Source organism: Pseudomonas lalkuanensis (genome assembly GCF_008807375.1).
GTDB classification, from domain to species: domain Bacteria; phylum Pseudomonadota; class Gammaproteobacteria; order Pseudomonadales; family Pseudomonadaceae; genus Metapseudomonas; species Metapseudomonas lalkuanensis.
Window position 1 is genome coordinate 112,327 of sequence record NZ_CP043311.1, and the last position, 26,675, is coordinate 139,001.

The 26,675-nt window shown below is 67.3% G+C and carries 20 protein-coding genes; 6 read left to right on the forward strand and 14 right to left on the reverse strand.

The window, feature by feature from the left end; translation table 11 throughout:
• Positions 1-56: 56 nt before the first annotated feature.
• Positions 57-368, reverse strand: a complete 312-nt coding sequence (locus tag FXN65_RS00550; protein ID WP_151131158.1) for a hypothetical protein — start codon at positions 366-368, stop codon at positions 57-59.
• A gap of 194 nt (positions 369-562) precedes the next feature.
• Here FXN65_RS00550 and FXN65_RS00555 point away from each other — a divergent pair, with 194 nt between their 5' ends.
• Both FXN65_RS00555 and FXN65_RS00560 read left to right on the forward strand, forming a co-directional pair.
• Complete coding sequence (locus tag FXN65_RS00555) at positions 563-1,477, forward strand: bile acid:sodium symporter family protein (protein ID WP_151131159.1); 915 nt, start codon at positions 563-565, stop codon at positions 1,475-1,477.
• On the forward strand, positions 1,465-2,430 hold the full coding sequence (locus FXN65_RS00560; RefSeq protein WP_151131160.1) for an NAD-dependent epimerase/dehydratase family protein: 966 nt from the start codon (positions 1,465-1,467) through the stop codon (positions 2,428-2,430). The genes FXN65_RS00555 and FXN65_RS00560 overlap by 13 nt, the downstream gene beginning before the upstream one ends.
• A gap of 180 nt (positions 2,431-2,610) precedes the next feature.
• Here the strand turns inward: FXN65_RS00560 and FXN65_RS00565 are convergent, their stop codons facing one another.
• Together FXN65_RS00565 and FXN65_RS00570 are read right to left on the reverse strand one after the other, a co-directional pair.
• Positions 2,611-3,630 (reverse strand): AraC family transcriptional regulator, encoded by a 1,020-nt coding sequence (locus tag FXN65_RS00565; protein WP_151131161.1) that lies wholly within the window; start codon positions 3,628-3,630, stop codon positions 2,611-2,613.
• Between the two features lie 45 nt (positions 3,631-3,675).
• Entirely contained in the window at positions 3,676-5,364 is a 1,689-nt protein-coding gene (locus tag FXN65_RS00570; protein ID WP_151131162.1) for a Na/Pi cotransporter family protein, read from the reverse strand.
• 318 nt (positions 5,365-5,682) lie between these two features.
• On the opposite strand from FXN65_RS00570, the gene recC reads away from it, so the two are divergent.
• From recC to recD, 3 genes are all read left to right on the forward strand, one after another.
• Positions 5,683-8,928, forward strand: a complete 3,246-nt coding sequence (gene recC, locus FXN65_RS00575) for an exodeoxyribonuclease V subunit gamma (protein ID WP_151131163.1) — start codon at positions 5,683-5,685, stop codon at positions 8,926-8,928.
• 84 nt (positions 8,929-9,012) lie between these two features.
• Entirely contained in the window at positions 9,013-12,540 is a 3,528-nt protein-coding gene (gene recB, locus FXN65_RS00580; protein WP_151131164.1) for an exodeoxyribonuclease V subunit beta, read from the forward strand.
• Positions 12,540-14,378: an exodeoxyribonuclease V subunit alpha gene (gene recD, locus FXN65_RS00585; RefSeq protein WP_151131165.1), complete on the forward strand. Its 1,839-nt coding sequence runs from the start codon at positions 12,540-12,542 to the stop codon at positions 14,376-14,378. The genes recB and recD overlap by 1 nt, the downstream gene beginning before the upstream one ends.
• Before the next feature lie 174 nt (positions 14,379-14,552).
• Here recD and FXN65_RS00590 read toward each other — a convergent pair whose 3' ends face one another.
• The 4 genes from FXN65_RS00590 to FXN65_RS00605 all read right to left on the reverse strand — a co-directional run bounded on the left by FXN65_RS00590 (position 14,553) and on the right by FXN65_RS00605 (position 18,711).
• Positions 14,553-14,924, reverse strand: coding sequence for a phage infection protein (locus FXN65_RS00590; protein ID WP_151131166.1), 372 nt, complete (start codon positions 14,922-14,924; stop codon positions 14,553-14,555).
• Between the two features lie 299 nt (positions 14,925-15,223).
• Entirely contained in the window at positions 15,224-15,982 is a 759-nt protein-coding gene (locus FXN65_RS00595; RefSeq protein ID WP_151131167.1) for a TerC family protein, read from the reverse strand.
• A gap of 103 nt (positions 15,983-16,085) precedes the next feature.
• Positions 16,086-17,393, reverse strand: coding sequence for a CitMHS family transporter (locus tag FXN65_RS00600; RefSeq protein ID WP_151131168.1), 1,308 nt, complete (start codon positions 17,391-17,393; stop codon positions 16,086-16,088).
• 397 nt (positions 17,394-17,790) lie between these two features.
• Positions 17,791-18,711 carry an AEC family transporter gene (locus FXN65_RS00605; protein ID WP_178119411.1) on the reverse strand — a complete coding sequence of 307 codons (921 nt, stop codon included), beginning with the start codon at positions 18,709-18,711 and terminating at the stop codon, positions 17,791-17,793.
• Positions 18,712-18,799: 88 nt separating this feature from the next.
• On the opposite strand from FXN65_RS00605, the gene FXN65_RS00610 reads away from it, so the two are divergent.
• The gene (locus FXN65_RS00610; protein ID WP_151131170.1) at positions 18,800-19,201 is read left to right on the forward strand and encodes a GFA family protein; all 402 of its coding nucleotides are present in this window, start codon (positions 18,800-18,802) and stop codon (positions 19,199-19,201) included.
• Positions 19,202-19,349: 148 nt separating this feature from the next.
• Here FXN65_RS00610 and FXN65_RS00615 read toward each other — a convergent pair whose 3' ends face one another.
• The 7 genes from FXN65_RS00615 to FXN65_RS00645 all read right to left on the reverse strand — a co-directional run bounded on the left by FXN65_RS00615 (position 19,350) and on the right by FXN65_RS00645 (position 26,673).
• Positions 19,350-21,308 (reverse strand): Lnb N-terminal periplasmic domain-containing protein, encoded by a 1,959-nt coding sequence (locus FXN65_RS00615; RefSeq protein ID WP_449288521.1) that lies wholly within the window; start codon positions 21,306-21,308, stop codon positions 19,350-19,352.
• A gap of 19 nt (positions 21,309-21,327) precedes the next feature.
• Positions 21,328-21,648 carry a DUF2388 domain-containing protein gene (locus FXN65_RS00620; protein WP_151131171.1) on the reverse strand — a complete coding sequence of 107 codons (321 nt, stop codon included), beginning with the start codon at positions 21,646-21,648 and terminating at the stop codon, positions 21,328-21,330.
• A 166-nt stretch (positions 21,649-21,814) separates the two neighbouring features.
• Complete coding sequence (locus FXN65_RS00625) at positions 21,815-22,132, reverse strand: DUF2388 domain-containing protein (RefSeq protein ID WP_151131172.1); 318 nt, start codon at positions 22,130-22,132, stop codon at positions 21,815-21,817.
• 189 nt (positions 22,133-22,321) lie between these two features.
• Entirely contained in the window at positions 22,322-22,537 is a 216-nt protein-coding gene (locus FXN65_RS00630) for a DUF1127 domain-containing protein (protein ID WP_151131173.1), read from the reverse strand.
• 345 nt (positions 22,538-22,882) lie between these two features.
• Complete coding sequence (locus FXN65_RS00635) at positions 22,883-23,098, reverse strand: DUF1127 domain-containing protein (RefSeq protein WP_151131174.1); 216 nt, start codon at positions 23,096-23,098, stop codon at positions 22,883-22,885.
• A 329-nt stretch (positions 23,099-23,427) separates the two neighbouring features.
• Positions 23,428-24,921, reverse strand: coding sequence for an acetyl-CoA hydrolase/transferase family protein (locus FXN65_RS00640; protein WP_151131175.1), 1,494 nt, complete (start codon positions 24,919-24,921; stop codon positions 23,428-23,430).
• 315 nt (positions 24,922-25,236) lie between these two features.
• Positions 25,237-26,673 carry an NAD(P)(+) transhydrogenase (Re/Si-specific) subunit beta gene (locus FXN65_RS00645; RefSeq protein WP_151131176.1) on the reverse strand — a complete coding sequence of 479 codons (1,437 nt, stop codon included), beginning with the start codon at positions 26,671-26,673 and terminating at the stop codon, positions 25,237-25,239.
• Positions 26,674-26,675 lie beyond the last annotated feature (2 nt).

Consider the following 26,675-nt stretch of genomic DNA (forward strand, 5'->3'; position numbering starts at 1 on the left):
CCTGCCCGGCAAAGCCGGCTTCCGCGTTGGCGGAACCTTGCGGCCCCGTTTTTACCTCAGTCGTCGGGAGGCGGCAACTCCCCCAGTGCCTGTTCGAGGCGTTTGCGCAGGCGGCCCAGTTCACTGGAGCGGAAGGCGTGGCGGGTGCGCTCGAGCACCTCCACCGCCTCCCCCAGCAGGGCATGCACACGGCCGGAATGGTTCAGCGGCGCGTCCTTCAGCCAGCGGCACAGCGGGGCCTTCGAGCAGTCGCTGCTGGTGGTCAGCACGGTGCATTCCAGGGCGTTGTAGGTCAGCAGCTGGCGCGCCTGGTCGGCGAGCACACGGTCATCGCTGATCAGCAGCAGGGGCGGGAGGATGCGTGGCATGGCGGGATGACCTGATATCAAGTGGCCATCAACTTTATCCACGAGCCTGTGGACAAATATTGACCCGCATCAGTTGTCGCGATTCGCCACCCGCCCTGGCGATGTCGGCCACTGCCGCTCCCGGGACGGGCGACTAAGCTGCTCTGGCCTTGCCCCCGCGAGCGGCGACAGAAGAACAACAAGAGAACCCATCGATGAACTACGACAGCAGTCAGCAACTGATACTCGGGCTGGTGCTCGCCGCGCTGATCTTCGGCGTGGCGCTGGAACTGCGCCTGGCCCACTTCCTCCTGGTCCTGAGAAGGCCCTTGCCGGCGCTGGTGGGGCTGCTCTGCCAGTGCCTGCTGCTGCCCTGGCTGACCCTGGTGGCTACCCTCTTCCTCGACCTGCGCCCCGGCCTCGAACTGGGCATGCTGCTGGTGGCCGCCTGCCCCGGCGGCAACCTGTCCAACGTCATCACCCACCTGGCGCGGGGCAATACCGCGTTGTCGGTGAGCGTCACCAGCCTGTCGAGCCTCCTGGCGATCCTCAGCCTGCCGCTGAACTTCGCCGCCACCGCCAGCCTCAACCCGGACACCGCTGCGTTCCTGCGGGGCCAGATGAGCAGCCTGGACGTGGACGCCAGCGGCATCATCGGCGGCCTGGTACTGCTGCTGGTGCTGCCATTGCTGGCCGGCATGGCGGCGGGCAACCTGGCACCAGCCTTCAGCACCCGCGTGCTGCCCTGGTTCAAGCGCTTCTCACTGCTCGCCTTCGGCCTCTTCCTGGTGGTGGCCGCGGCGGGCAACTGGCAATTGCTGGTGGCCAACGCCGGGCTGGTGCTGCTGGTGGTGGTTGGACACAACGCCGGCGCCCTGCTGCTGGGCTGGAGCGCCTCGCGCCTGACCGGCCTCGCCGACGCGGACCGCCGCGCCCTGACCATCGAGGTCGGCATGCAGAACTCCGGGCTGGCCCTGGGGCTGATCCTCACCCAGTTCGGCGGCCAGGTGGACATGGCCCTGGTGGCCGGCTTCTGGGGGCTCTGGCACATCGTTTCCGGCCTGCTGCTGGTGGCCGTCTGGCGGCGCAATCCGCCCCGTGGCCAGGAGGAACTCTCGTGCGCGTCCTGATCACCGGCGCTGCCGGCTTCATCGGCCAACAACTGTTGCGCGACCTGACTCTGCGCCATCCGGACTGGACCCTGGTCGCCGCGGACATCCGCCCGCTGAGCCACCAGGCGCTCCAGGCCAATATCGAACCGGTGTCACTGGACATCAGCTTGCCCCGCGAAGTGGCCGCCTGCGTGCAGCGCTGGAAGCCCGACGCCATCGTGCACCTGGCCTCCGTGGTGACCCCGCCACTGGGCATGGGCGAGGCGCGCCTGCATGCCATCGACGTCGGTGGCACCCGCGCCGTGCTGGATGCGGCCGTGGCCCAGGGCGTCGGTCAATTGGTCGTCACCAGCTCGGGCGCTGCCTATGGCTATTACCCGGAGAACGCCGAGTGGATCGACGAGCAGCACCCGCTGCGCGGCCATGAACGCTTCGCCTACGCCCGTCACAAGCGCGAAGTGGAGCTGCTGCTGGCCGACGCGCGCAAGCGACATCCGCAACTGCGCCAGCTGGTGCTGCGCCCTGGCACCATCCTTGGCGAGCAGGTGAACAACCAGATCACCGAGCTGTTCCAGAAGCGCTCGGTGCTGGGCATCAAGGGGCACGACAGCCGCTTCGTGTTCATCTGGGACCAGGACGTGGTGGCGATCATCCGCGAAGGCCTGGAGCGCCGCGCCGAAGGCATCTACAACCTGGCCGGCGACGGCGCGCTGAGCATGGCCGAGATCGCCGACATCCTCGGCAAGCCCTACCGGCCGCTGCCCGCCGGTCTGCTGCGTACCGCCCTGGCCGTGCTCAAGCCCCTGGGCCTGACACAGTACGGGCCGGAGCAGCTGGACTTCCTGCGCTACCGCCCGGTACTGGACAACCGCCGGCTGAAGGACGAGTTCGGCTACCGGCCGAAGTACTCCAGCCGCGAGGCGTTCCTGGCGTTTCTCAAGGCGCGGGGCATTGCCCCAAAACTGGGTTGAATCCCTGTGGGGCCCATCGGGTAGGGTGCGCCGTGCGCAGCGTCGGTTTGGCCTGGTGCCGAAGCTGGTCCTGAAGTCGGTGCGCACAGCGCACCCTGCGGTCCAGTCCGGGCTAAAGAGGTCGGCGTTGTGTTCGGTGGCGGATTCGCCTCTACGGAAAGCCGGTCAGGCACCCAAGGCTCAGCTCCTGTGCTTCTGCCGGTACTCCCCCGGCGTCAGCCCGGTCCACTGGCGGAAGGCGCGGAAGAACACGCTGGGCTCGGAATAACCGAGCAGCACGGCGATGTCGGCAATCGGCAGGCGGCTTTCCTCCAGATGGCGCTCAGCCAGGTGGCGGCGGGTGTCGCTGAGCAGTTGCTGGTAGCTGCTGCCTTCTTCCGCCAGGCGCCGTTGCAAGGTTCGTTCGCTGATGCCGAGGGCCGCGGCCAGGGCGCTGCGGTCAGGTTCGCCACGGGCCAACTGGGCGCCGAGCAGGGCGACGACCCGCGCCCGTAATCCTTCGCTGGGCAGGCGTGCCAGCAGTGCCTCGGCGTGCTGGCGCAGCACCGCCTGCAGTGGCGGGTTGGCCTGTTTCAGCGGCGCCGTGCGCAAGGCCAGGGGCAGTACCAGGGCGTAATCCTCCGCCTCGAACTGCAGCGGGCAGGCGAAACACTGCTGGTAAAGGCTGGTATCGGCCGGCGCCGCGTGCACGAAACAGGCCTTGAGCAGACGCAGGTCCGCCAGCAGCGGACGCATCAGCTCCAGCCAGAACGCCATCAGCGCCAGCACGCGTGCACGGGTTGCCGGCAGCGCCGGGTGCAGCGGACGGTACAGGGTCCAGAGCTCATCGCCACGCACTTCCAGGGCCAGGCTGCCGCCCTCGCCTACCAGCCGCTGGTAGCGCAATTCGGCCTCCAGCGCTTCGCCCAGGGTCGGGCTGCTCTGCAGCAGGTAGCCGAGCACGCTGAACTGGCCGGGCGCCAGGGCCCGGCCGATGGCCAGGCCCGGTTCGGGATGTGGCAGGCGGCTGTGGATGGTTCCCCAGAGTGCCTCCTGGGTGCTGAAGGGGATGCGCGCGTCCGGGTCGGCGAGGCGGCTTTCGTCGAGGCTGCTGGCGCGCAGCAGTTCCTCGCGGGCGAGGCCGAGCCCGGTGGCGGCGTGCAGGACGGCCTGGGTCAGACTGGCGCTGACCGAGGCGCTGGAGGGGGCATGAGGCGTCATGCCCGGATTCTGCCCAAGCGGCCGGCACGCTGTGAAGCGCTTGATTCAGCGATGCGAGCCGATCTCCGGTTCGAAGAAGTGCGAGGGCGCGGCAGGCGCGTGCTCGTCCTCGACTGCATCGGGGGCGTCCGGGTTGTCCAGCACCGCATAGGCGATGGCGCAGAACAACGAGTTGAGACGCTTCATGTCGCCGATCAGGCCCAGGTGCAGCGCGCTGGTCTCGATGCTCTGCACCACTTGCTGGTGCAGCCGCGAGACGTGGGCGTGGGCAAAGCGCCGTTCGAGGATGCGGAAGCGCTGTTTGGCGCGGCGCAGGCGCTTGGCGTTTTCCAGGTCGCCATTGAGGAACACCGAGAGGGCCAGGTGCAGGTTCTCCACCAACTGGTCGTGGAGGCTGACGATCTCTCCCAGGCCTTCATCGGAGAAGGCCCGGCCCTGGGCGTTGTTCTTGCTCTGTACGTCGTCGAGCATGCGCTCGATGATGTCCCCGGCCTGCTCCAGGTTGATGGTCAGTTCGATGATTTCCGCCCAGCGCCGGCTGTCGCGCTCGCCCAGGTCTTCGCGGGGCATGCGCGCCAGGTAGAGCTTGATGGCGGTGTAGAGGGCGTCGATGTCGTCGTCGAGGCGGTGGATGTCCTTGCCCAGCAGCGGGTCGCCGCCGCGCAGCAGGTGCAGCAGGTTGTTCAGCATCTGCTCGACGATATCGCCCATGCGCAGGGTCTCGCGCACGGCATTGGCCAGCGCCAGGCTGGGGGTTTCCAGGTCGGCCGGGTCGAGGTGGCGCGGCTTGGCCACATCGTCGGGCTGCGGGCGGTCCGGCAGCAGCCAGTCGCAGAAGCGCGCCATGGGCACTGTCAGCGGCAGGCAGAGGGTGCAGCGCACGCTGTTGTAGAGCAGGTGGAAGGCGATCACCAGTTCGGCGGTGGAGATCGGCCAGCTATCGATCCAGTTGGCCAGCGGCCCCACCAGCGGCAGCACCAGGATGCAGCCGGCCAGCTTGAACAGCAGGCTGCCGAGGGCCACCCGGCGCCCCGCGGGGTTCTGCAGGCTGCTGCTGAGCAGCGCGAGTACGCCGCTGCCAAGGTTGGCGCCGATCACCAGGCAGAGCGCCACCTTGAGGGAGATCACCTTGGAGGCCGCCAGCGTCGCGGTGAGCAGCACGGCCGCCAGGCTGGAATAGGAGACCATGGCGAACAGCGCGCCGGTCAGGGCGTCCAGCAGCACGTCGCCGGTCAGCGAGGAGAACAGCACCTTCACCCCCTTGGCGGTGGTGATGGGTTCGGCGGCGGCGATGATCAGCTGCAGGGCGAGGATGATCAGCCCGAGGCCGATGCCGACTCGCCCCAACTGCCCCAGGCGGGTCTGTTTGCGGGAGAGGAAGAAAATCACCCCGAAGAAGATCAGCAGCGGCGACAGCCAGGAAAGGTCCAGGGTCAGCACCCGGGCCATCAGCGCCGTACCGACGTCGGCGCCGAGCATGATCGCCAGCGCCGGCGCCAGCAGCATCAGGCCCTGGGCGACGAAGGAACTGACCAGCAGCGCGGTGGCGTTGCTGCTCTGCACCAGGGCGGTGACGCCGATACCCGAGGCGAAGGCCAGGGGCCGGCGGCGCACGCTGCGGCTGAGCAGGCGGCGCAGGTTGGAGCCGTACACGCGGAGAATGCCCGTTCGCACGATGTGCGTGCCCCAGATGAGCAGGGCGACGGCCGAGAGGAGATTGAGCAAGGTCAGCATGGTGGCCCTCCTGGCGATCTCGAAGGCCGCTGTGTCCGTGGGCGGGAAAACAGCGGCCCAGTCAGGCGAGTTGCAACAAGATTGTCATCGTTGGACCGTCCCGGCCCTGGCTGATTACCGTTGCCTGCCTGAGTTTTCTTTACATGGTGACAAGTAAAGCCCGTCTCCGGGGTTTGTGCTCGTTGTCGATCAATAAGTTGGCGCAAAAAGCTGAGGTGGTTTCCGCATGGGATTTCCGGGCCCCATGGTGCGTGATGGGGGCGACCGTCGCCCGGCCCGGCTGCTAACCTGTGCCCACCTTCAGCAAGCGGCGCCCCCATGCTCAACCTCTACCACGCCAATGACCTGGAAAGCCTCGGCGAGCTGGCCTGCACCCTGCTCGCGCAACCCCAGCAGGACCCGCTGGCACCCGCCAGGGTGGTGGTGCCGAGCCAGGGAATGGGGCGCTGGCTGACCCTGCAACTGGCGCGCAAGCAAGGCATCGCCATGCACCTGGATATCCAGCTGCCGGCGCGTTTCGTCTGGGATGTCACCCGCCTGGTGCTCGGCGAGCTGCCGCCGCAATCGGCCTTCAACCCGGTCACCCTGGGCTGGCGCCTCTACGACTGGCTCTGCGAGACGGACAACCTGGCCCGCGCGCCGCGCCTGGCACAGTACCTTGAGGGCGGCGACGAACGCCGCCGGCTGACCCTGGCCTCGCGCATCGCCGACGTCTTCGACCAGTACCTGCTCTACCGCGACGACTGGCTCGATGCCTGGGAACGCGGCGAGCTGCTCGGGTTGGGCGCGGATGAGGAATGGCAGGCCCTGCTCTGGCGCGAACTCACCGCCGATGGCCACCCGCACCGCGCACGCCTGTTGGGCGACCTGCTGGCGCGACTGCATGATGGCGCTCCTGTCGAGGGGCTGCCGGAGCGGCTGGTGGTGTTCGGCATCAGCAGCCTGCCGCCGCACCACATGCGCGTGCTCGAAGGTCTGGCGCGGCATTGCCAGGTGATCCTCTTCGCCCTCAACCCCTGCCGCGAAGCCTGGGGCGATATCCGTGACATCCGCGAGCTGGCTAAACTGCCGGAGCCGGGCATCGACGACTGGTACCTGGATGTCGGCCACCCGCTGCTGGCCAGCCTTGGCAAGCAGGGCCGCGATTTCTTCGATGGCCTCTTCGCCCTGGGCGGCCAGGAAGTCGGCGTCTATGCCGAGGACGAGGACCTGCACGACAGCAGCCTGCTGCGCGCCGTGCAGAACGACATCCTGTGCCTGCGCACCCGCCGTCCCGAAGAGCGCATGGTCCTGCGCGAAGACGACCGCTCCCTGGAAGTGCACCTCTGCCACTCGCCCCTGCGTGAAGTGGAGGTGCTGCATGACCAGCTGCTGGCGCGCTTCAAGGCCGACCCCGGCCTCACGCCGGACCAGGTGGTGGTGCTGACCCCTGACATCGAGCGCTACGCCCCTTATATCGAGGCCGTGTTCGCCCCCCGGGAAGGCGTGCCGCGCATTCCCTTCAGCCTCGCCGATCGCAGCCTGCGCGCCGAGCTGCCGCTGGTGGAAGCCTTCCTCGCGCTGCTGGAGCTGCCCCAGAGCCGTTTCGCTGCCGAAGAGCTGCTCGCCTGGCTGGAGCAGCCCGCCCTGGCCGCCCGTGCCGGCATCGAGAACGAGGACCTGCCACTGCTGCGCGACTGGCTGCGCGACGCTGGTGTGCGCTGGGGCCGCGACGGCGCCCACCGCGCACGGCTGGGGTTGCCGGAGGAAGGTGCCTTCAGCTGGCGCCAGGGCCTTGATCGCCTGCTGCTGGGCTTCGCCGCGCCGCCGCAACTGGCCGGCGACGCTCCGCCCCTGCTCGGCGACAGCTGGCCGCTGGATGCCCTGGAAGGGGCGCGCGCACAGCTGCTCGGCCGCCTCGCCGGTTTCGTCCAGCGCCTCAGTGCCCTGGCTGACGACATGGCCCGGCCACGGCCGCTGGCCGACTGGGCGGAAACCCTGCAGGGCCTGATCGACCAGCTGTTCGACGAGCGCGAGGCCGGCGATACCTTGTTGCTGTTGTCCCAGGCCTGCGGCGCCCTGCGCGAACAGGCAGAGGCCGCCGGCATCGAGCGTCCGCTGGAACTGGCCCTGGTGCGCCAGCACCTGGTGGCCGCCCTGGACCAGGGCAGTGGCGCCTCGGGCTTCCTCACCGGTGCCGTGACCTTCTGCACCATGGTGCCCATGCGCAGCCTGCCGTTCCGCCAGGTCTGCCTGCTGGGCCTGGACGACGGTGCCTTCCCGCGCCGCACTCCGGCTGCCGGCTTCGACCTGATCGCCCGCAAACCCCGGCGCGGCGATCGCGCCCGACGTCTCGACGATCGCTACCTGCTGCTGGAAACCCTGCAATCGGCGCGCGATGGCCTGTACTTGAGCTTCGTTGGCCGCGATCCCCGGGATAACGCCCACCTGCCGCCCTCGGTGCTGGTCAGCGAGTTGCTGGAAACCATCGACGTCACTGCCACCGCGGGTGAGCGCAAGGCGAGCGAACGCGTGCTGGTGGCCCATCCACTGCAACCCTTCGCCTCGGCCAACTTCGCCGGTGGCCAGTGGGCCGGTTTTGCCGCGCCCTGGTTCCGCGCCGCGAGCCGCCTGGCGGAAACCCCGCAGCCGGCCGCCGCGCCCTTCGCTTTGCCCCTGCCGGAGCCCGGCGCCGACTGGCTGACCCTGGAGCCGTCGCAACTGATCCAGTGCTTCCGCCACCCGGCGCGCTTCCTGCTCGAACAGCGTCTGGGACTGCGCCTGGCAGAAGCCGAGGAAGCCCTGGCCGGGGACGAGCCTTTCAGCCTCGAAGGTCCGGCCTGGCGCGGCCTGCGCCAGCTGGCGCTGGATGCCGTGGAACGTGGCTGGAGCGAGGAGGCTGAAAAACGCATTGCCCGGGCCGCTGGCTGGCTGCCGGTGGGCGAGGTGGGGCACGCGCTCTGGGGCCAATTGCGCGGCCCGGTGCGCGCCTTCGCCCCGCGCCTGTTCGAGGCACGCCCGGATGCCGTGCCGCAGCCGCTACTGGTGGATATCGAGCTGGCCGGTGTGCGCATCCACGGCTGGCTTGACGGCGTCACCCCGGACGGCCTGTTCGGCTGGCGCCTGAATCGCCTCGGCGAATGGGAGCTGGCGCCCTTCTGGCTGCGTCACCTGCTGCTCAACCTGGCTGCCACGCCCGGCATCGCCCGCGACAGCCGGCTGCTGTCCCCGGCCGGCGACTGGCAGGCCGGTCCCCTGGCCAACGCCCGCGAGTTGCTGGAGCCCTGGCTGCAGGCTTACCGCGAGGCCCTGTGCGCGCCCCTGCCCTTGCTCACCAAGGCCAGCTACGGCTTCGCCCATGGCCTGCGCAAGCCGGGCCGCAAGGAGCCGATCGACGCCGCCCGCGACAAGGCCCGCGTGGCCTGGGAAGGCCTCGACTTCGGCCCGGTGGGCGAATCCCGTGACCCCTGGTACGCCCTCGCCTTCCGCGACCGCGAACCCCTGGGAGAACGCTTCGAGCAACTCGCCGAAACCCTCTACGGTCCGGCCCTGGACGCTCTGGCGGGAGGTGACGATGAAGAGTGATCGCCAGCTCCCTGAGGGAGCCAATTCATTCGCGATGCAGGCCGCAGGCCTGCCCTGCGGCCTCGTCATCGGCAAGGAGCACCCATGAGCCTCGACCTGCTCAAGGACCCCTTCACCGGCCGCAGCCTGATCGAGGCCAGCGCCGGCACGGGCAAGACCTGGACCCTCACCGCCCTGTACGCGCGCCTGTTGCTGGAACGCCAGCTGGGTGTCGGGCAGATCCTCGTGGTGACCTACACCACGGCGGCTACCGCCGAGTTGCGCGAGCGCATCCGTGCCCGTCTGGCAGCCTTGCTGGCCATGTACGAAGGCGCTCCGGCAGCCGATCCGGTACTGGCCGGATTGCATGCGCAGTACCCGGGCGAGGACGCCCATCGCCGTCTGTTGCTGGCCGTCCACGGATTCGACGAGGCGGCCATCTTCACCATCCACGGCTTCTGCCAGCGCGCCCTGCAGGACGCCGCCTTCGAAGCCGGCGGAGATTTCGACAGTGAGCTGTCCACCGACGACCGCGAAGTGCTGGACGCGCTGCTCGCCGACCTCTGGCGGCGCGAGCTGGCGGACGCAGAACCGGCCTGGGCGCGTTTCCTGGCGCAGAAACGCATCACGCCGGCCTGGTTGCGCCAGCGCCTGCGTTCGCACCTGGGCAAGCCGTACCTGCGTGTCGAGCCCCGTGACCTGAAAGCGGGAGACCTGTCCGCCGCCAGCGAAGCCTGGAGCCATGCCCAGAGCTTCTGGCAGCGCCTGGGCAGCGAGTGCGTGGCCCAGCTTGCGCAGCTCGACAGCCTCAACAAGCGCAGTTACGACGCCGCCAAGTTCGCCCTGTGGCAAACCGAACTGGATGCCTACTTCGCCGATCCGGCTGCCCTCTTCGCCCCGCCGACCGGATTGGAAAAGCTGGGCACCGAGGCCTTGGCCAAGGCCACCCGGAAGGGCTTCGATGCGCCGGATCACGCGGTCTGCGCCGCGCTGCAGGGCCTCTTCGACGCCTTGCAGGAAGCTGTTCCAGCCGGTGAGGAGCGCCTGATCGACCTGCAGGTGCGCCTGCTGCAGACCCTCAACCGCGAGTTGCCGGCCCGCAAGGCGGCCCAGCGCCTGCTGGCCTTCGACGATCTGCTCAACCGCCTCGACGATGCCTTGCGCGGTCCGGCCGGCGAAGCCCTCGGCCAGGCCCTGCGCGAGCGCTATCCGGTGGCGCTGATCGACGAATTCCAGGACACCGACCCGGTGCAGTACGCCATCTTCCACCGGGTGTACGAGCACCAGGGAGACCTTTGCTTCGTCGGTGATCCCAAGCAGGCCATCTACGCCTTCCGTGGCGCCGACCTCGCCACCTACCTCAAGGCCCGCGACGAGGCCGCGCGGCAGTACAGCCTGGACACCAACCACCGCTCCACGCCGCAGCTGATCGCCGCCCTCAACCAGGTGTTCGACCGACCCCTGCCCTTTGCCGAGCCCGGACTGGACTACCCACCGGTGGGCGCCAGCAGCAAGGCTCGTGCGCACCTGGTGCTGCCCGAAACCGGTGCGCCGCTGGAGCTGGTGTGGCTGGGGGACGAGCCGATCGGCAAGGGCGATGCGGGGCGCGCGGTGGCCAGCGATACCGCGCGACGCATCGCTGGCCTCCTGGCTGCCAGTGCCCGTGGTGAAGCCTATTTCGACGAAGATGGCGTACGTTCGCCCCTCAAGGGTGGGGACATCGCCGTGCTGGTGGCCAGCCACCGCCAGGCCGGTGATGTCGCCGCCGAACTCGCCGCCCGTGGCGTACCCAGCGTACGCCGGGGGCGGGACAGCGTCTGGCACAGCGAAGAGGCCGAGGAACTGGCGGCAGTGCTCGCCGCCTATGCCGAACCCGGTCGCGAAGGTGTGCTGCGCTACGCCCTGTCCACTCGCCTGCTGGGCCGCGATGCCCAGCAACTGGCGCGCTGCCAGGACGACGAGCACGCCTGGGACGAGGAGCGCGAGAACGCCGAGCGCTATCATCAGCTCTGGCAGCAGCAAGGCTTCATGCGTGCCTTCCGCGCCTGGCTCGATGAGCAGGGCGTGGCCGAACGCCTGATCGCCCTGCCCGACGGCGAGCGGCGCCTGACCAACCTCCTCCACCTGGCCGAACTGTTGCAGACCGAAAGTCTCCAGCGCCCCGGACTGGAGCCGCTTCTGGCCTGGTTCAACGCCCAGCGCGTCGCCGAGAGCCATGGCGACGATGCCCTGCTGCGCCTGGAGAGCGATGCCGAACGGGTGCAGATCGTCACCGTGCACACCAGCAAGGGTCTGGAGTACCCGCTGGTGTTCTGCCCCTACCTCTGGGACGGCGCCCTGCTGCGCCGCGATGAGGACATCACCTGCCACGCCGAGGACGGCACGCCGCTGCTGGACCTTGGTGGCGAGCACCTCGACGAGCACCGCGCCGTGGCCCGCCGCGAGCGCTTCGCCGAGCGTCTGCGCCTGGCCTACGTGGCGCTGACCCGTGCTCGCGACCGCCTGTGGATCCATTGGGGGCCAGTGGCCCTGCCCAAGGCGAAGAAGGACGGCGAGCTGCCGGAAGACGGCCTGCACAGCTGCGCCCTCGCCTGGTTGCTGCACGGCCGCGAACTGGACGAGGCCGACGTGCTCGGCGCCCTCGCCCACCATATGGCCGTCCGGGATGGCGCGGCCCTGCGCGCCGAGCTCGAAGCCCTGGCCGGAGCCAGCCGGGGCCAGATCGCCGTGGTGCCGCCCCAGGTCGAGGAAGCCAATGCGCAGGGCGAGTCCCGTGCCCTGCCGCCGGCCGGACTGGCGACCCTGGAGCGCACCCTGGCCAGCGCCTGGCGGGTGGGCAGCTTCTCCGGCCTGGCTGCTGGTATGCACATGGAAGCACCCGACCGCGATGGCCTGGTGGTGCCGCCGGCCACCGAACCGGGCAGCGGCTTCTTCGCCTTTCCCCGTGGCGCCCGGGCCGGTACCTGCCTGCACGCCGTGCTGGAGGACTGGATGCGTGGCGAAGGCGAGCTGCCGGCGCTGGTGCAGAAGCATCTGCAGGGCCACGGCCTGCCCGATAGCTGGGTGGAGATCGCCAGCGACCATCTGCAGCGGGTGCTGGATACCGACCTGGACGGCCGGGGCCTGCGCCTGTCGGCCCTTGCCGCCAATCGCCGCTTGCCGGAGCTGGGCTTCACCTTCCCCGTGGCCGGGCTGGATGTGGGGCGCCTGCGGGCGATCCTCGCCGACCCCGCCCATGGCCTGCCGGAAGTGATGCGCGTGGCTGCCGAGCGCCTGGAGTTCGATACCCTCAAGGGCTTCATGAAGGGCTTCATCGACCTGACCTTCGAGCACGACGGGCGCTGGTACATCGCTGACTACAAGTCCAACTGGCTCGGCCCGGATGCCAGTTACTATGGCGGCGAGCGCCTGGAGCAGGCCATCGCCGCCGAGCACTACCACCTGCAGTACCTGATCTACCTGGTGGCGCTGCGGCGCTTCCTGCGCCAGCGGCTGGATGGTTTCGCCAGCGGGCAGCTCGGCGGCGCCTGGTACCTGTTCCTGCGCGGCATGCCGGATTCCGGGGTGTTCTTCCATCGTCCCGCCGACAGCCTGCTGGATGCGCTGGACCTGCTGTTCGAGGAGGGCCGCTGATGAGCCTGTCCGATTGGTCCCTGGGGCCGCTGGAACGCCATTTCACCGAGAGCCTGCAGCGCCTCGAGCCGCAGGCGCCCGATGCCGTGCTGGCGGCCGCCGCGTTGTGCTGCCAGGCCCTGGGCGCCGGCGATGTCTGCCTGCCGCTGGCACGTTGGGCCGGGCAGCCATTGTTCGTCGAGGGCGGTCCCGGCCTGCAGGCCCCCGCCCTGCCCGCCTGGCTCGCCGCGTTGCAGGCATCGGCCCTGGTGGCTGCGCCCGGCGGTTATGCGCCGTTGACCCTGGACGGCGCCCGCCTCTACCTCAGCCGCTACCACGCCTACGAGGCGCAGTTGGCGGAGAACCTGTTGCGGCGGGCATCCGCCCGGCCGGAGGTGGACGAGGCGCAGCTCAGCGAATCCCTGGCGCGGCTGTTCGCCCGCAACACCCAGCAACCGGACTGGCAGCGCCTGGCCGCAGCCCAGGCGGTGCGCCGTAACCTGGCCGTGATTTCCGGCGGCCCGGGTACCGGCAAGACCACCACAGTGGTGCGCCTGCTGGCGGCGCTGCTGGAGCAGCCCGGTGGTGAGCGGCTTGCCATTGGCCTGGCCGCACCTACCGGGAAGGCCGCTGCGCGCATGGCCGAGGCCATCCGTAACGCCAAGGCCGAACTGCCGGTGAGCGACGCCATCAAGGCCGCGCTGCCCGAGGAGGCGCGCACCCTGCACCGCTTGCTGGGCAGCCGTGGCGACACCCCTCAGGTGCGCCATCATGCCGACAATCCGTTGCCGTTGGACGTGCTGGTGGTGGACGAAGCGTCCATGGTCGACCTGGCGCTGATGGCCAAGCTGCTGGACGCCCTGCCGCCCAATGCACGACTGATCCTGCTGGGCGACAAGGATCAGCTGGCGGCGGTGGAGGCTGGCGCGGTGTTCGCCGAACTCTGCGAAGGCCGTGGCCTGGACGCTGCCGCCGCCGCTGACCTGACGCGCATCACGGGCCAGACCGTGCCCGTGGAGCAGCCCCGTTCGCGCCTCGGCGATGCCGTGGTGCTGCTGACCCACAGCCACCGCTTTGCCGGCGACAGCGGCATCGGCGAGCTGGCGCGGCGCATCAATGGCGGCGACGCCCGTGGCACCCTGGAGCTGCTGCGTGGTGGTCATCCGGACCTGACCTGGAACGCCGGCCCCACCCCGGCTGCCCTGCTGGAGCGGCTGGAATCGGGCTATGCGCCCTACTTCGCTGCCGTGCGCGCCGCAGACCCCGCCTCGGCCTTCGCCGCGTTCAACGGTTTCCGCGCCCTGACCGCCCAGCGCGAAGGGCCCTGGGGCGTGGGTGGTATCAACGAAGCCCTGGAGGCGCGTATCAAGCGCCGCCTGAGTGTGTCCAGCCGCGAGCGCTGGTATCCCGGCCGGGCGGTGATGGTGCGCCAGAACGACTACGCCCTCGGCCTGTTCAACGGCGATATCGGCCTTTGTCTGTCCACGCCCAACGGGTTGCGGGTCTTCTTCGAGGGTGACGAGGGTTATCGGCCTTTCGCCCCGGCGCGCCTGCCCAGCCACGACAGCGCCTTCGCCATGACCGTGCACAAGAGCCAGGGCTCGGAGTTCACCGAAGTGCTGCTGGCCCTGCCGGAACAGCCCAGCCCGTTGCTCAGCCGTGCGTTGTTCTACACCGGCATCACCCGGGCCAAGAAAAAGGTGGAGATCTGGGGTTTGCCGGCGCGCCTGACCGAAGCGGTATCGACCCGCGCCGAGCGTGCTGCCGGGCTGGCGGAAAGGCTGGGCGAGTCGGCGGAGGTCGCCCCTCCGGCCGCGCTGCCAGCACCAGGGGACCAGGATCAACTGAGCCTGTTCTGACCATGAGGCGGATGGGGAGCCGCCCTTGCCGGTTGGCGAAGAGCGAAGCGAAACCCAACAGTGCCTCGTTGGGCCGCTAGGCGGTGTTCGCGAATGAATTCGCTCCTACAGAGGTGGATGCCCGGAAACAGAAAGCCCGGCATCCGCCGGGCTTTGAGGTGTTGCAGTCTGCGATCAGCTGACGCGCTGGGCCTGCGGCAGACGATCGGCGCCGCCTTCGGCGACGTCGAACGCCTTGGTGCGATCAGAACCGCCTTCGGCTACGCGGAAGCCATTGGTGCGATCGGCACCACCTTCGGCGATACGGTTGGCACCGCTACGGTCAGCGCCGCCTTCGGCGATGCGGTTGGCGCCAGCGCGGTCGGAGCCACCTTCAGCCACGCGGTCCAGGACCATGAAGCTGCCTTCGGCGGCGACCGGGTCGATGACCTGCAGGGTGGTGGCTTCTTTCGATTCACCCAGCACCGGCTGCGAGTCGGACGGCAGGGCAAAGGCGGAGGTGCTCAGGGCGGCGATGAACAGGGCAGCGAAGGCTTGGGTTTTCATGATCTGTGGCTCCGTGAAGGGGGGAGGAAACTTCGTCTGGAGCCCATGTTACGGATGGCGTTCTGATTAAAAAGTGATCACGCCAGATAGAAGACATCGATGTCGTTGATGATGTGAAAATCTTTTCTCCATCAGTGGGTTGCAGGCTTTGCATGCTTCTTCCCGGCAGGGCAGAAGGTCTGCGCTTGGACTGGGGGGGCAGCTGCGCAGCCCTTGGCGAATGAATTCGCCCCTGCACCTGAGCTGTGTGCAATGAAAAACGGGGCCATTCGGCCCCGTTCTTCATTCCATCGGCTTACTTACTGCCCGGGAATGTCCTTGCGCAGTTTCACCGGATCTTCCTTGCGGCCGCGAGCGATACGCATGCGGATGTTGAGCGCCTCCACGGCCAGGGAGAAGGCCATGGCGAAATAGACGTAACCCTTCGGCACGTGGACTTCGAAGGACTCGGCGATCAGCACGGTACCGACCACTACCAGGAAGGCCAGGGCCAGCATCTTCAGGCTCGGGTGCTTGTCGATGAAGTCGCTGATGGTGCCGGCGGCCAGCATCATCACCAGCACGGCGACGATGATCGCGGCCACCATCACCGGCACGTGGGAGACCATGCCGACAGCGGTGATCACCGAGTCCAGCGAGAACACGATGTCGATGATGGCGATCTGGATGATGGTGCCGATGAAGTTGCGCGCCGCGCCGTTGGGCGCTGCTTCGGCTTCATCTTCGCCTTCCAGGCTGTGGTACATCTCGGTGGTGCTCTTCCACAGCAGGAACAGGCCGCCGAAGAAGAGGATCAGGTCGCGGCCGGAGATGCCCTGGCCGAACACCTGGAACAGGTCGTTGGTGAGCCGCATGATCCAGGTGATGGAAAGCAGCAGGGCGATACGGGTGACCATCGCCAGCGCCAGGCCGAAGAAGCGGGTGCGCGCCTGCATGTGCGGCGGCATGCGGCCCACGAGGATGGCGATCATGATGATGTTGTCGATGCCCAGGACGATCTCCAGGGCGGTCAGGGTGAAGAAGGCGACCCAGATTTCCGGGCTGGTCAGCCATTCCATGATGCGTTGATCCTCGCAAGTTTCTTGGTCTAGGGATGGAACACGATCAAGCCGGAAAGAGCTTACGCAGTTTCCGGCTTGATCGAATGTCAATTAGCGACTGTCAGTGTGATCCGAAGAGCGGGAACACACCCAGCAGCAAGGCGGCGACGAGGATACACAGACAAATCATCACCGCCCACTTCAACGTGAAGCGCTGGTGGTCGCCGAACTCCACCTTGGCCAGGCCCACCAGCAGGTAGGTGGAGGGTACCAGCGGGCTCAGCAGATGCACCGGCTGGCCTACGATAGACGCTCGCGCCATCTCCACCGGACTGATGCCGTAGTGGCTCGCAGCCTCGGCCAGAACCGGTAACACGCCGTAATAAAATGCGTCGTTGGACATGAAGAAGGTGAACGGCATGCTCACCACCGCGGTGATCACCGCCATGTAAGGTCCCATGGACGGCGGGATGATCGCCAGCAGGCTCTTGGACATGGCTTCCACCATGCCGGTGCCGGAGAGGATGCCGGTGAAGATGCCGGCGGCGAAGATCAGGCCGACCACCGCCAGCACGTTGCCGGCATGGGCCGCGACCCGTTCCTTCTGCTGCTGCAGGCAGGGGTAGTTGATGATCATGGCGATGCTGAAGGCGATCATGAACAGCACCGGCAGCGGCAGCAGCCCGGCGATCAGGGTCACCATCAGGGTGGCGGTCAGCGCGCCATTCACCCATAGCAGCTTGGGACGGCGGGCCTCCGGGTACTGCGACACGCTGATTTCGTCGTGATTGATCTGGTCATCCGGCAGGTGCAGCACGCCGAGGCGGGCGCGTTCGCGCTTGCCATAGGCCCAGGCGAGGCCGAACAGGGCGATGGCGCCGGCGGCCATGGCGGGGATCATCGGCACGAAGATGTCCGACGGGTCCACGTGCAGGGCGCTGGCGGCGCGGGCGGTGGGGCCGCCCCAGGGGGTCATGTTCATGATGCCGCCGGCGAGGATGATCAGGCCGGCCATGATCAGCGGGCTCATGCCCAGGCGGCTGTACAGCGGCAGCAGGGCGGCGACGCAGATCATGTAGGTGGTGGCGCCGTCACCGTCGAGGGAGACGATCAGCGCCAGGGCGGCGGTGCCCATCGAGACTTTCAGCGGGTCACCTTTCACCAGCTTGAGGATCTTGCGCACGGCCGGGTCGAACAGGCCGGAGTCGATCATCAGCGCAAAGTAGAGGATGGCGAACATCAGCATCACGCCGGTGGGGGCGAGCTTGCCGATGCCCTCCAGCATCATCGGGCCGATGCCCGCGGCAAAGCCGCCGATCAGGGCGAAGGCGATGGGGACGATGATCAGGGCGATCAGGGCGGACAGGCGCTTGGTCATGATCAGGTACATGAAGCAGATGACCATGGCGAAGCCGAGCAGAGTCAGCATGGCGGTTCTCCGGACTTGATTCGGGCGGGGCTGTCAGCGCGTGGCCGAAGGCGTGCGGAGGACGGACGGAGGAGTGCCGGGCAGGCAGGGGGTGCGGAGCATATCGATCACCAATCTTGTTGTTGTCAGATGTCCGGTCTGTTGCCGGCACATCAGGCCGTTGAAAACTGCTGCGCTTGGTGATGCTGCGTTGAAAGGAGGCTCAAAATGCTCATTTACTGCTCGTAAACTGCGCTCTTTCGCCTGTTTTCGCCTTGCCTCACCTTCGCTCGCGACGTTTTCACTCTGCCTGCTGGGGGCGGATGCTAAGCGCGCAACCTTTCAGCCAGCTTTCGGCGGTGATCGGTACCGATTACGTGGCGATTTGTCGACGAATGGCGGATTTGCCTGCGTGGTTTCAGGCGGACAGCGTGCGCATCACCAGCAGCAGGCTGCCGGCGGCGAGCAAGGTCTGCAGGGTGATGATGCCGGCCATCAGGTGGCTGTCGCCGCCGAGCTGTCGGGTCAGCACGTAGGCCGTGGGCGCGGTGGGCAGGGCGAAGAACAGCACCAGGATGCTGCTTTCCATGGCGGGCAGGCCGAGTACGCGGGCCACCAGGAAGGCGAGGGCGGGCATGGCCAGCAGGCGCAGGGCGCAGTTCCAGGCCAGTGCGGGAACCTCGCCGGCCAGTTCCTGGGGGCGTAGCGCGGCGCCGACGCAGAGCAGGCCCAGCGGCAGGCTGGCCACCGCCAGCAGGTTGAGCAGGCGGTCGGTGCCGCCAGGCAGGCCGATACCGGCCAGGTTGACCAGGGCGCCGGCCAGGCAGGCGAGGATCAGCGGGTTTTTCGCCACCGGCAGCAGCAGGCCGCGCAGGCTCACACCGCGTTCGGCGGTCAGCGCCCAGACCGACATCAGGTTCACCAATGGCACCATCAGGGCCAGCATCAGCGCCGCAATGGCCAGGCCATCCTTGCCAAAGAGGCTGCCGATGGCGGCGAGGCCCAGGTAGGTGTTGAAGCGCAGGATGCCCTGGGTAATGGCGCCAAAGCGTGCGGCCGGCCAGCTCAGCACGCGTCGTGCCAGCAGCAGGGCGGCCCAGCCGATGCCGAGGCCGAGGAACACCGCCAGCGCCAGGCGCGGCAACGCCGGGTTACCGAGCGGTGCGGTGGCCAGGCTGCTGAAGAGCAGGGCGGGGAAGAGGATGAAGTAGTTCAGGCGCTCGGCGGCGGGCCAGAAGGCTTCGCCGGGGAAGTCCCAGCGACGCAGCAGGTAGCCGCCGACGATCAGGGCGAAGAGGGGCCAGAGGGCCTGGAAGAGGGTGAGCACGGCGACATCCAGTCAGCGGGAAGCCCTCATCTTCTGTATGCGGGCGGCCTTGCGCAACCGCCTGCTAGCGTTAACCAGGTGCCAGCGAACGGAGACTGCCATGAGCGAACTGCATACCGGCGGCTGCCACTGTGGGCAGCTGCGCTACAGCGTCGAGGCGCCCTTGACCGACGTCGCCCACTGCCATTGCTCGATCTGTCGGCGGACCACCGGCGGCATCGTCACCACCTGGGCCACGGTGCCCCTGGCGAGCTTCCGCTGGACCGCCGGCACGCCGGCCGAATACGCCTCGTCGGCCGGTTGCATCCGCTACTTCTGCGCGAATTGCGGCAGCCAGTTGGCGTTCTTCACCCAGCTTGCCCCGGACACCCTGGACCTGACGGTGGCCACCCTGGACCGGCCGGAAGTCGTTCCGCCGGACCGGCATATCTGGGTGAAGAGCCGTCTTCCGTGGCTGCACCTGGACCCGCAATTGCCGGAGGAGGATGAGGAGCAGCTGTGAGTCGGGACCGCGCAGGGTGCGCTGCGCGCACCGGAATCTCCACACGGGGGGCCGATGCGCATGGCGCACCCCACGAAATCCAACGGCCCCGGGTGCGGAATCGTTGGGCTTCGCTTTGCGCCAACCTGCCGAGGGCACATCGCGCGCTTTACGGAAGGACTAACCCGCCGGCGTCCTTGTGCAACTGGCGCAAGTGCGCGCCGATGGCCTTGAGGTTGGCTTCGGTGGCATTCAGCTCAGCCAGGCGCTGGGGTTCCAGCAGGCTGCGGACCTCGCGGTCGAGGTCGTCGTTGAGCTTGCGCATGGTCTGCTGACGGCTGCTGCTTTCGGCTTCCAGGCGCTGCCACTCGGCGCTTTGCGGCAGGCCGTAGCCGCCTTGCAGCATTTCCGCCGGCCGACTGAGGAAACCGCTGTTGGCGAGCATCTGTTCCAGGGTGCCGCCGGCTTTGGCGAAACGGGTCTGCCCGGCCTGTTCGCGGGAGCTGAGGTAATTGCGCTTGAGCTCGTCCTGGGCCAGCAGCAGCTGGCGGCGCTGGGCAGCCTGTTCCAGCAGGAGCAGGGCGGCGCTGGCGCGCAGGTCGGCCTTGTCGAACCAGGGGCGGCGCCGTTCGGCGGCCAGTTCCAGCCAGTCTTCCACCTGTTCCTGCGGCACGTTCAGGCGCTCGCGGAGGATCTTGAACATGGCCTGGTAACGGTCACGGAAGGAGTCGAAGCGATAGCCCAGGCGCAGGGCTTCCTTGGGATCTTCCAGGGGCGCGGGGTCGGCCACGCCGCGGCCTTCCAGCAGCTTCAGGAGGCCGTTGGGCATGATGCTGTCGAGGTCGCGCAGGGCCGGGTGGTCGGTGCCGCTGCGCAACAGCTTGAGGGTTTCCACGGCGCAGTTGTTGGAGAGGAACCAGTAGTCGCCGTCGTAGCTCCAGTGCATCTCGGCGGCGTGTTCCACCAGGGCGTCCACTTCCTCGCGGCTGAGCTTGAGCGGCACCGAGGCCAGGCTGCGCAGTTCGACCTTGGTGTATTCCTCGATCACCTGGTGCAACGGCAGCACGAACAGGCGCGACGGATAGGCGCCGGTGAGGCCGTCCCAGCTGGAAAGCTGCACGTCGCCGACGAAGGCGCGGTAGGACAGCACCAGGTGCTGGTCGAGGTCGAGGCGGCAGTCCGGTCCGCGCGGGCGGCCCGGGGCGCAGATGACCAGGCGCAGCATGCTGTGGCCCCAGCGGCTCACCCAGTTCTGGTTGGCTTCGGCGAACAGGTAGTCCACTTCGTAGACGCGCTCGGGGTCGAGCTTGCCCAGGGGCTGCTTGCCGAAGTCGCGACCGGCGTTGAGATAGGCGTAGCCGTCGTTGCAGGTGTCCTGCCGTTCCGGCGCCCAGCCGAAGTGTTCGCGGTAGTAGCGGTAGAGCGCCGGGCGGCGGCAGCCATAGGCCGGATCGAGGAGGAAGTACTCCATGTTCACCGCGACGAATTCGCGGGAGTTCGACAGCTCGTAGATGTCCGGGCTGCGCGCCACCTGGTGGTTGTCCTGCTCGCGCTGGCCACGCCTGCCCACGTACTGCGGCCAGCCGGCGAGGTCGAGCAGGCGCGGGTCGTCGCTCAGGGTGAAGCGGCGTTCGGTCTGCCCGCGGCAGTCGCCGGGCAGGCCCACTGGGCCGTTGCTGCCGGCCTGGTTGCGGCAGCGGAACTGTTGCGTCTTCTCGGCGCCGGACCAGAGCCGCGCGCGGTCGTAGATGTGGGTCAGTTCGTGGAGCACGGTGGCGAGCAGTTCGCGGCGCACCGTGCCGTGCACGCGGTTGGTCTTCCGGGTCGCCGCGCTGCCGTCGGTGAGGCCCGCCAGCAGGTTGCGGTTGAGTACCAGTGCGTCGAAACGGGTGGCCCGGCCGTAGCCGTTCCCCGGCAGGTCATTGCTCCAGCCCACTTCTACTTCCCGGTCCAGGCGCTGGACGAAGGTCGGCGGCAGGGCCGCGAGGGCCTCGTCCAATAGTTGCTGGCTGGCCTGGCGCTGGGCCGCGGTCAGCCCTTCGTCATCCAGAGCCAGGCGCAAATCGGCCTGGGCGCTGCCTGCCAGCAGCAGGCCACCCAGGCAGATTCGGCGAAACCAGGTGTTCAGGGGCCGATTCTCGTGAGGGTCAGAGGGCGACGATGGTTTCCGCCAGGGCCAGGTCGCTGGCCTCGCGGGCTTGCGGGAACTGTTCGCGCAGGGCGGCGAAGGCGGCTTCCAGCTGGGCGCCACGGATCTCGCCGGCGCTGGCGACGAAGCTGGCGGCGTCGTCACGGGCGGCCACGACGACCTTCATGTCGCGGATCGAGGTGGTGGTGTCGGAGGTGAAATCGAGGGTGCGATCCAGCGCGCGGACGATGATGTTGCTGGTCGCCACCAGGGTCTGGGCCTGGACGGCACCGGCAACGAGGGAAAGGGCGATGGCTGCGACAGACAGCGAGCGGCGCATGGAAGCTCTCCGTTGAAAATTTCTAAGGCATTGGACGGAAATGCCCGTCGGCAGTTCTCAGCCTCGGGCGCAGGGCGCGAAGGTTAGCGGAATGGGCGGACGAGAGCCAGGCGGGACGCGGCATGCAGCCTGTTGGGCCGCGACTGGCGCGGCCCGGAGGGGGCCGTCAGAGGGTGAGGATGGCCTGGGCCAGTTGCAGGTCGCTGGCCGCCAGCTGCGGTTGAGCGCTGCGGATGTGCTTGAACGCGGCTTCCAGCTGGGCGCCACGGATGTCGCCGGCGCTGGCGACGAAGCTGGCGGCGTCGTCTCGGGCGGCGAGCACGATCTTGTCGTCCTTGAACGAAGAGGTGACGTCGGACGTGGCATCCGAGGTGGCCGCAACGGCGTTGACCACAGCGTCAGTGGTAACCACGAAGCTGGTGGCCGAGGCGCTGGTGGCGAGCGCCAGCAGGGCGGCCGCGCTGAGCAGGCGAATAGAGGTCATTGGGGGCTCCTTTTACTGACCGGGACGGCGGCGTGATACGTGATGAATGCCGCCGGCTGAGGGGAAAGCCTAGTCAATATGGCTGTTCCGGGCCAGTACTGGCCAAGCGCCTGCGATTGGCGGCTGCGCGTTGGAGAGGTGATGGGGGCGCCTCGATACGTTCCAGCGCGCAGGGTCGCACATCGGTACTCATCGCCAGAAGGGACGCTCCAGTTCCTGGTAGCGCTCGCTCGGACTGATTCCCACATCAGCCAGGGCGCGGGCGTCCAGCTGTGCGAGCTGGTGCCGGGTGCGGGCGTTACGCTGCCACTGGGCCAGGGTGGCGAACAGGCGCAGGTACCGGTGGGTGCGCGGGCGGCTGGATTCGAACTGTGCAGTGGCAGAGGCAGTGAGGGTGCGGTCCATGGCGCTTTTCCTTCCCGCAGCACTGCGGGGATTGGTTATGGAAGGCCATGATCTCGTTCTGCAGAAAAGCTGTGCAGTCACAGCAAGGGTGAATTGTGCTGTAGCAGATCTGATTTATTGGAAACTGTATCGGTCTGATCCGGTGCAGCTGTGTTGGGGCTGCGTCCTAGGGGGGGCGCCGCTCGCACCGGGAAGTCCGGAAATTCTGGTGCGCGCAGTGTTCACACTACAGTTCGCTCTTCAGTCGCCAGAAAAATCCGGTCCCAGAAACGACGAAACCCGTCGCGGGTGGCGACGGGTTCTGTCTGGGGTGTTGCATTCGGGCCTCCTGGCCCGGCGAACTGCTTAGCGCCAGAAGGGCTTGTTCAGTTCGGCTTCGCGCTGTGCTTCGCTGATGCCAGCGTCGGCCAGCAGGCGATGGTCCAGCATGGCCAGTTGATGACGGCTGGCGATGCGGCGCTGCCACAGCAGCAGGGTGGAAACGGCGCGCAGGGCCCACGAGGATTTCGGGGATTGTTCAGCGCTTTCGAAAATCAGGTCGGAACTGAGGGTACGTTCCATGGCGGCAGGTCCTTCCCGCTTGTGACGGGGCTTGGTTATCAACTGGTGCCTATGATGGACCCTGAACAGCTGCCTCTGTAGTCACAGTTGCTCTAAATTGTGCTGGGCTTTATTAGCATGCTTATCAACTGTTTTGCTGAAAAACTGCGCAACTGTATGGGTGCCCCGTTGAATCACTCGTAATTCAACGGGAAACCGCAATTTTTCCTGAGTAAATAATGAACAGCAGGGCTTTTGAACAGTACAGTTCTGTATTTTCAGAAACTGTTTTTAGGTCTTGCCCTCAGAATCAATGGTTACAAGCCCATAACTGTTTTGCTCCGACCGGATCAGTTGGCCAGCATCCGGCCGGTTTCTTCCAGATTGATATGCCAGGACATGGCTTCGCGCAGCAGGTGCGGGGTATGGCCGCCCCTGGCGCAGGCGCGCTCGAAGTAGTCCAGCAGTTCGTGGCGGTAATCGGGGTGCACACAGCTGTCGATGATCGCCCGGGCGCGCTCGCGCGGTGCCAGGCCACGGAGGTCGGCCAGGCCCTGTTCGGTGACCAGGATGTCCACGTCGTGCTCGGTGTGGTCCACATGGCTGACCATGGGCACCACGCTGGAAATCGCGCCGCCCTTGGCGATGGACTTGGTGACGAAGATGGCCAGGTGGGCGTTGCGGGCGAAGTCGCCGGAGCCGCCGATGCCGTTCATCATCTTGGTCCCGCCCACGTGGGTGGAGTTCACATTGCCGTAGATGTCGAACTCCAGGGCGGTGTTGATGCCGATGATGCCCAGGCGCCGCACCACTTCGGGGTGGTTGGAGATTTCCTGCGGGCGCAGTACCAGCTTGTCCTTGTAGCGCTCGAGATTGCCGAAGACGTCGCTGTTGCGACGTGCGGACAGGGTGATGGAGCTGCCCGAGGCGAAGCTCAGCTTGCCCGCGTCGATCAGGTCGAAGGTGGAGTCCTGCAGCACCTCGGAGTACATGCTGAGGTCCTGGAAGGGCGACTCGATCAGGCCGCACATCACGGCGTTGGCAATGCTGCCGATACCGGCCTGCAGCGGCGCGAGGTTGTTGCTCATGCGCCCGGCGTCCACTTCACGCTTGAAGAAGTCGATCAGATGGTCGGCGATGGCCTGGGTCTCGTGGTCCGGCGGCAGCACGGTGGACAGCGAATCCGGCTGGTCAGTGATGACGATGGCGGCGATCTTCGCCGGGTCGATCGGGATGGCGGTGCCGCCGATGCGGTCGTCCACGCGGGTCAGCGGGATCGGTGTGCGGGTCGGCCGGTAGGTCGGGATATAGATGTCGTGCAGGCCTTCCAGGTTGGGGTTGTGCGCCAGGTTGATCTCGACGATCACGCGCTTGGCGAAGATCGCGAAGCTGGCGGAGTTGCCCACGGAGGTGGTCGGCACGATATGGCCCTGCTCGGTGATGGCCACGGCTTCGATCACGGCGATGTCTGGCAGCCTGAGCTGGTGGTTGCGCAGCTGCTCCACGGTTTCCGACAGGTGCTGGTCGATGAACATCACTTCGCCCGCGTTGATCGCCTTGCGCAGGGTGCTGTCCACCTGGAAGGGCATGCGCCGGGCAAGCACGCCGGCTTCGGTGAGCTGCTTGTCGAGGTCGTTGCCCAGGCTCGCGCCGGTCATGAGGCTGATCTGCAGCGGCTGCTCCTTGGCTCGCGCGGCCAGGGCCTGGGGCACGGCCTTGGCTTCACCGGCACGGGTGAAGCCGCTCATGCCGACGGTCATGCCGTCTTCGATCAGGGCAGCGGCGTCGGCCGCACTCATCACCTTGCCCAACAGGGAGGACAGGCGCACGCGATCAGAGTACATGGGGAAAAACCTCGGACAACGGGGTAGGAGCCGCGCAGTCTAGGGACTGGCGGGGTACCCGGCTTCTATACCAAGGTCGAAGAAATGGCTCTATTTTGGGCCTTTCGTCGGTAAATGGCCGACGCTTGGCGATCCGTCCGTAGGAGCGAATTCATTCGCGAAAGAGCAGCGCAGCTGCCCCGGTCGGTCTGGAGGGCAGTCCTGCGGCCTGCTTCGCGAATGAATTCGCTCCCACAATCCGACTACCCCAGGGGGGCTTCAAAAAAACAAAAACCCCGGCACCAGGCCGGGGTTTTCGGTATCGCCGGACAGGGCTTAGTCCACAGCCTTGACCATGTCCTCGATCACCTTCTTGGCGTCGCCGAACACCATCATGGTCTTGTCCATGTAGAACAGTTCGTTGTCCAGGCCGGCATAGCCGCTGGCCATGGAGCGCTTGTTCACGATGATGGTCTTGGCCTTGAAGGCTTCCAGGATCGGCATGCCGGCAATCGGCGACTTCGGATCGTTCTTCGCCGCCGGGTTGACCACGTCGTTCGCGCCGAGCACCAGCACCACGTCGGCCTGGCCGAACTCGGAGTTGATGTCTTCCATCTCGAACACCTGCTCGTAGGGCACTTCGGCCTCGGCCAGCAGGACGTTCATGTGGCCCGGCATACGGCCGGCAACCGGGTGGATCGCGTACTTCACGTTCACGCCGCGGTGGGACAGCTTCTCGGACAGCTCCATCAGCGCGTGCTGGGCACGGGCCACCGCCAGGCCGTAGCCGGGGACGATGATCACGCTGTCGGCGTTGGTCAGCAGGAAGGCCGCGTCGTCGGACGAACCGGACTTCACCGGACGCTGCTCCTGGCTGCCGCCCGATGCGCCGGCGTCAGCTTCGGCACCGAAGCCGCCGAGGATGACGTTGAAGAAGGAGCGGTTCATCGCCTTGCACATGATGTAGGAGAGGATCGCGCCCGAGGAGCCCACGAGGGAGCCCGCGATGATCAGCATCGAGTTGTTCAGCGAGAAGCCGATACCAGCCGCCGCCCAGCCCGAGTAGCTGTTGAGCATGGACACCACCACCGGCATGTCGGCACCACCGATCGGGATGATGATCAGCACGCCGATGACGAAAGCCAGCGCCACCAGCAGGGCGAAGGCTGCGATGTTGCCGGTGAAGGTGAAGTACAGGCCGAGGGCGATGATCGCCAGGCCCACCAGCAGGTTCAGCTTGTGCTGGCCGGCGAACTGCACCGGGGCACCCTGGAACAGGCGGAACTTGTACTTGCCGGACAGCTTGCCGAAGGCGATGACCGAACCGGAGAAGGTAACGGCACCGATGGCCGCGCCGAGGAACAGCTCCAGGCGGTTACCGGCCGGGATGGAGTCGCCCAGGGAGGCAACGATACCCAGGGATTGCGGCTCGACGACAGCGGCGATGGCAATGAACACCGCGGCCAGGCCGATCATGCTGTGCATGAAGGCGACCAGCTCCGGCATCTTGGTCATTTCGACGCGCTTGGCCATGATCGAACCAGCGGTGCCGCCGACCAGCAGGCCGACGATCACGTAGCCGATGCCCTGGGTGGCGAGGTCCGCACCGAGCTTATAGATGAGGCCGACGGTGGTGAGCACGGCGATGGCCATGCCGACCATGCCGAACAGGTTGCCGCGACGCGACGAAGTCGGGTGCGACAGGCCCTTGAGCGCCTGGATGAAGCACACCGAGGCGACGAGGTAGAGAACAGTGATCAGGTTCATGCTCATGG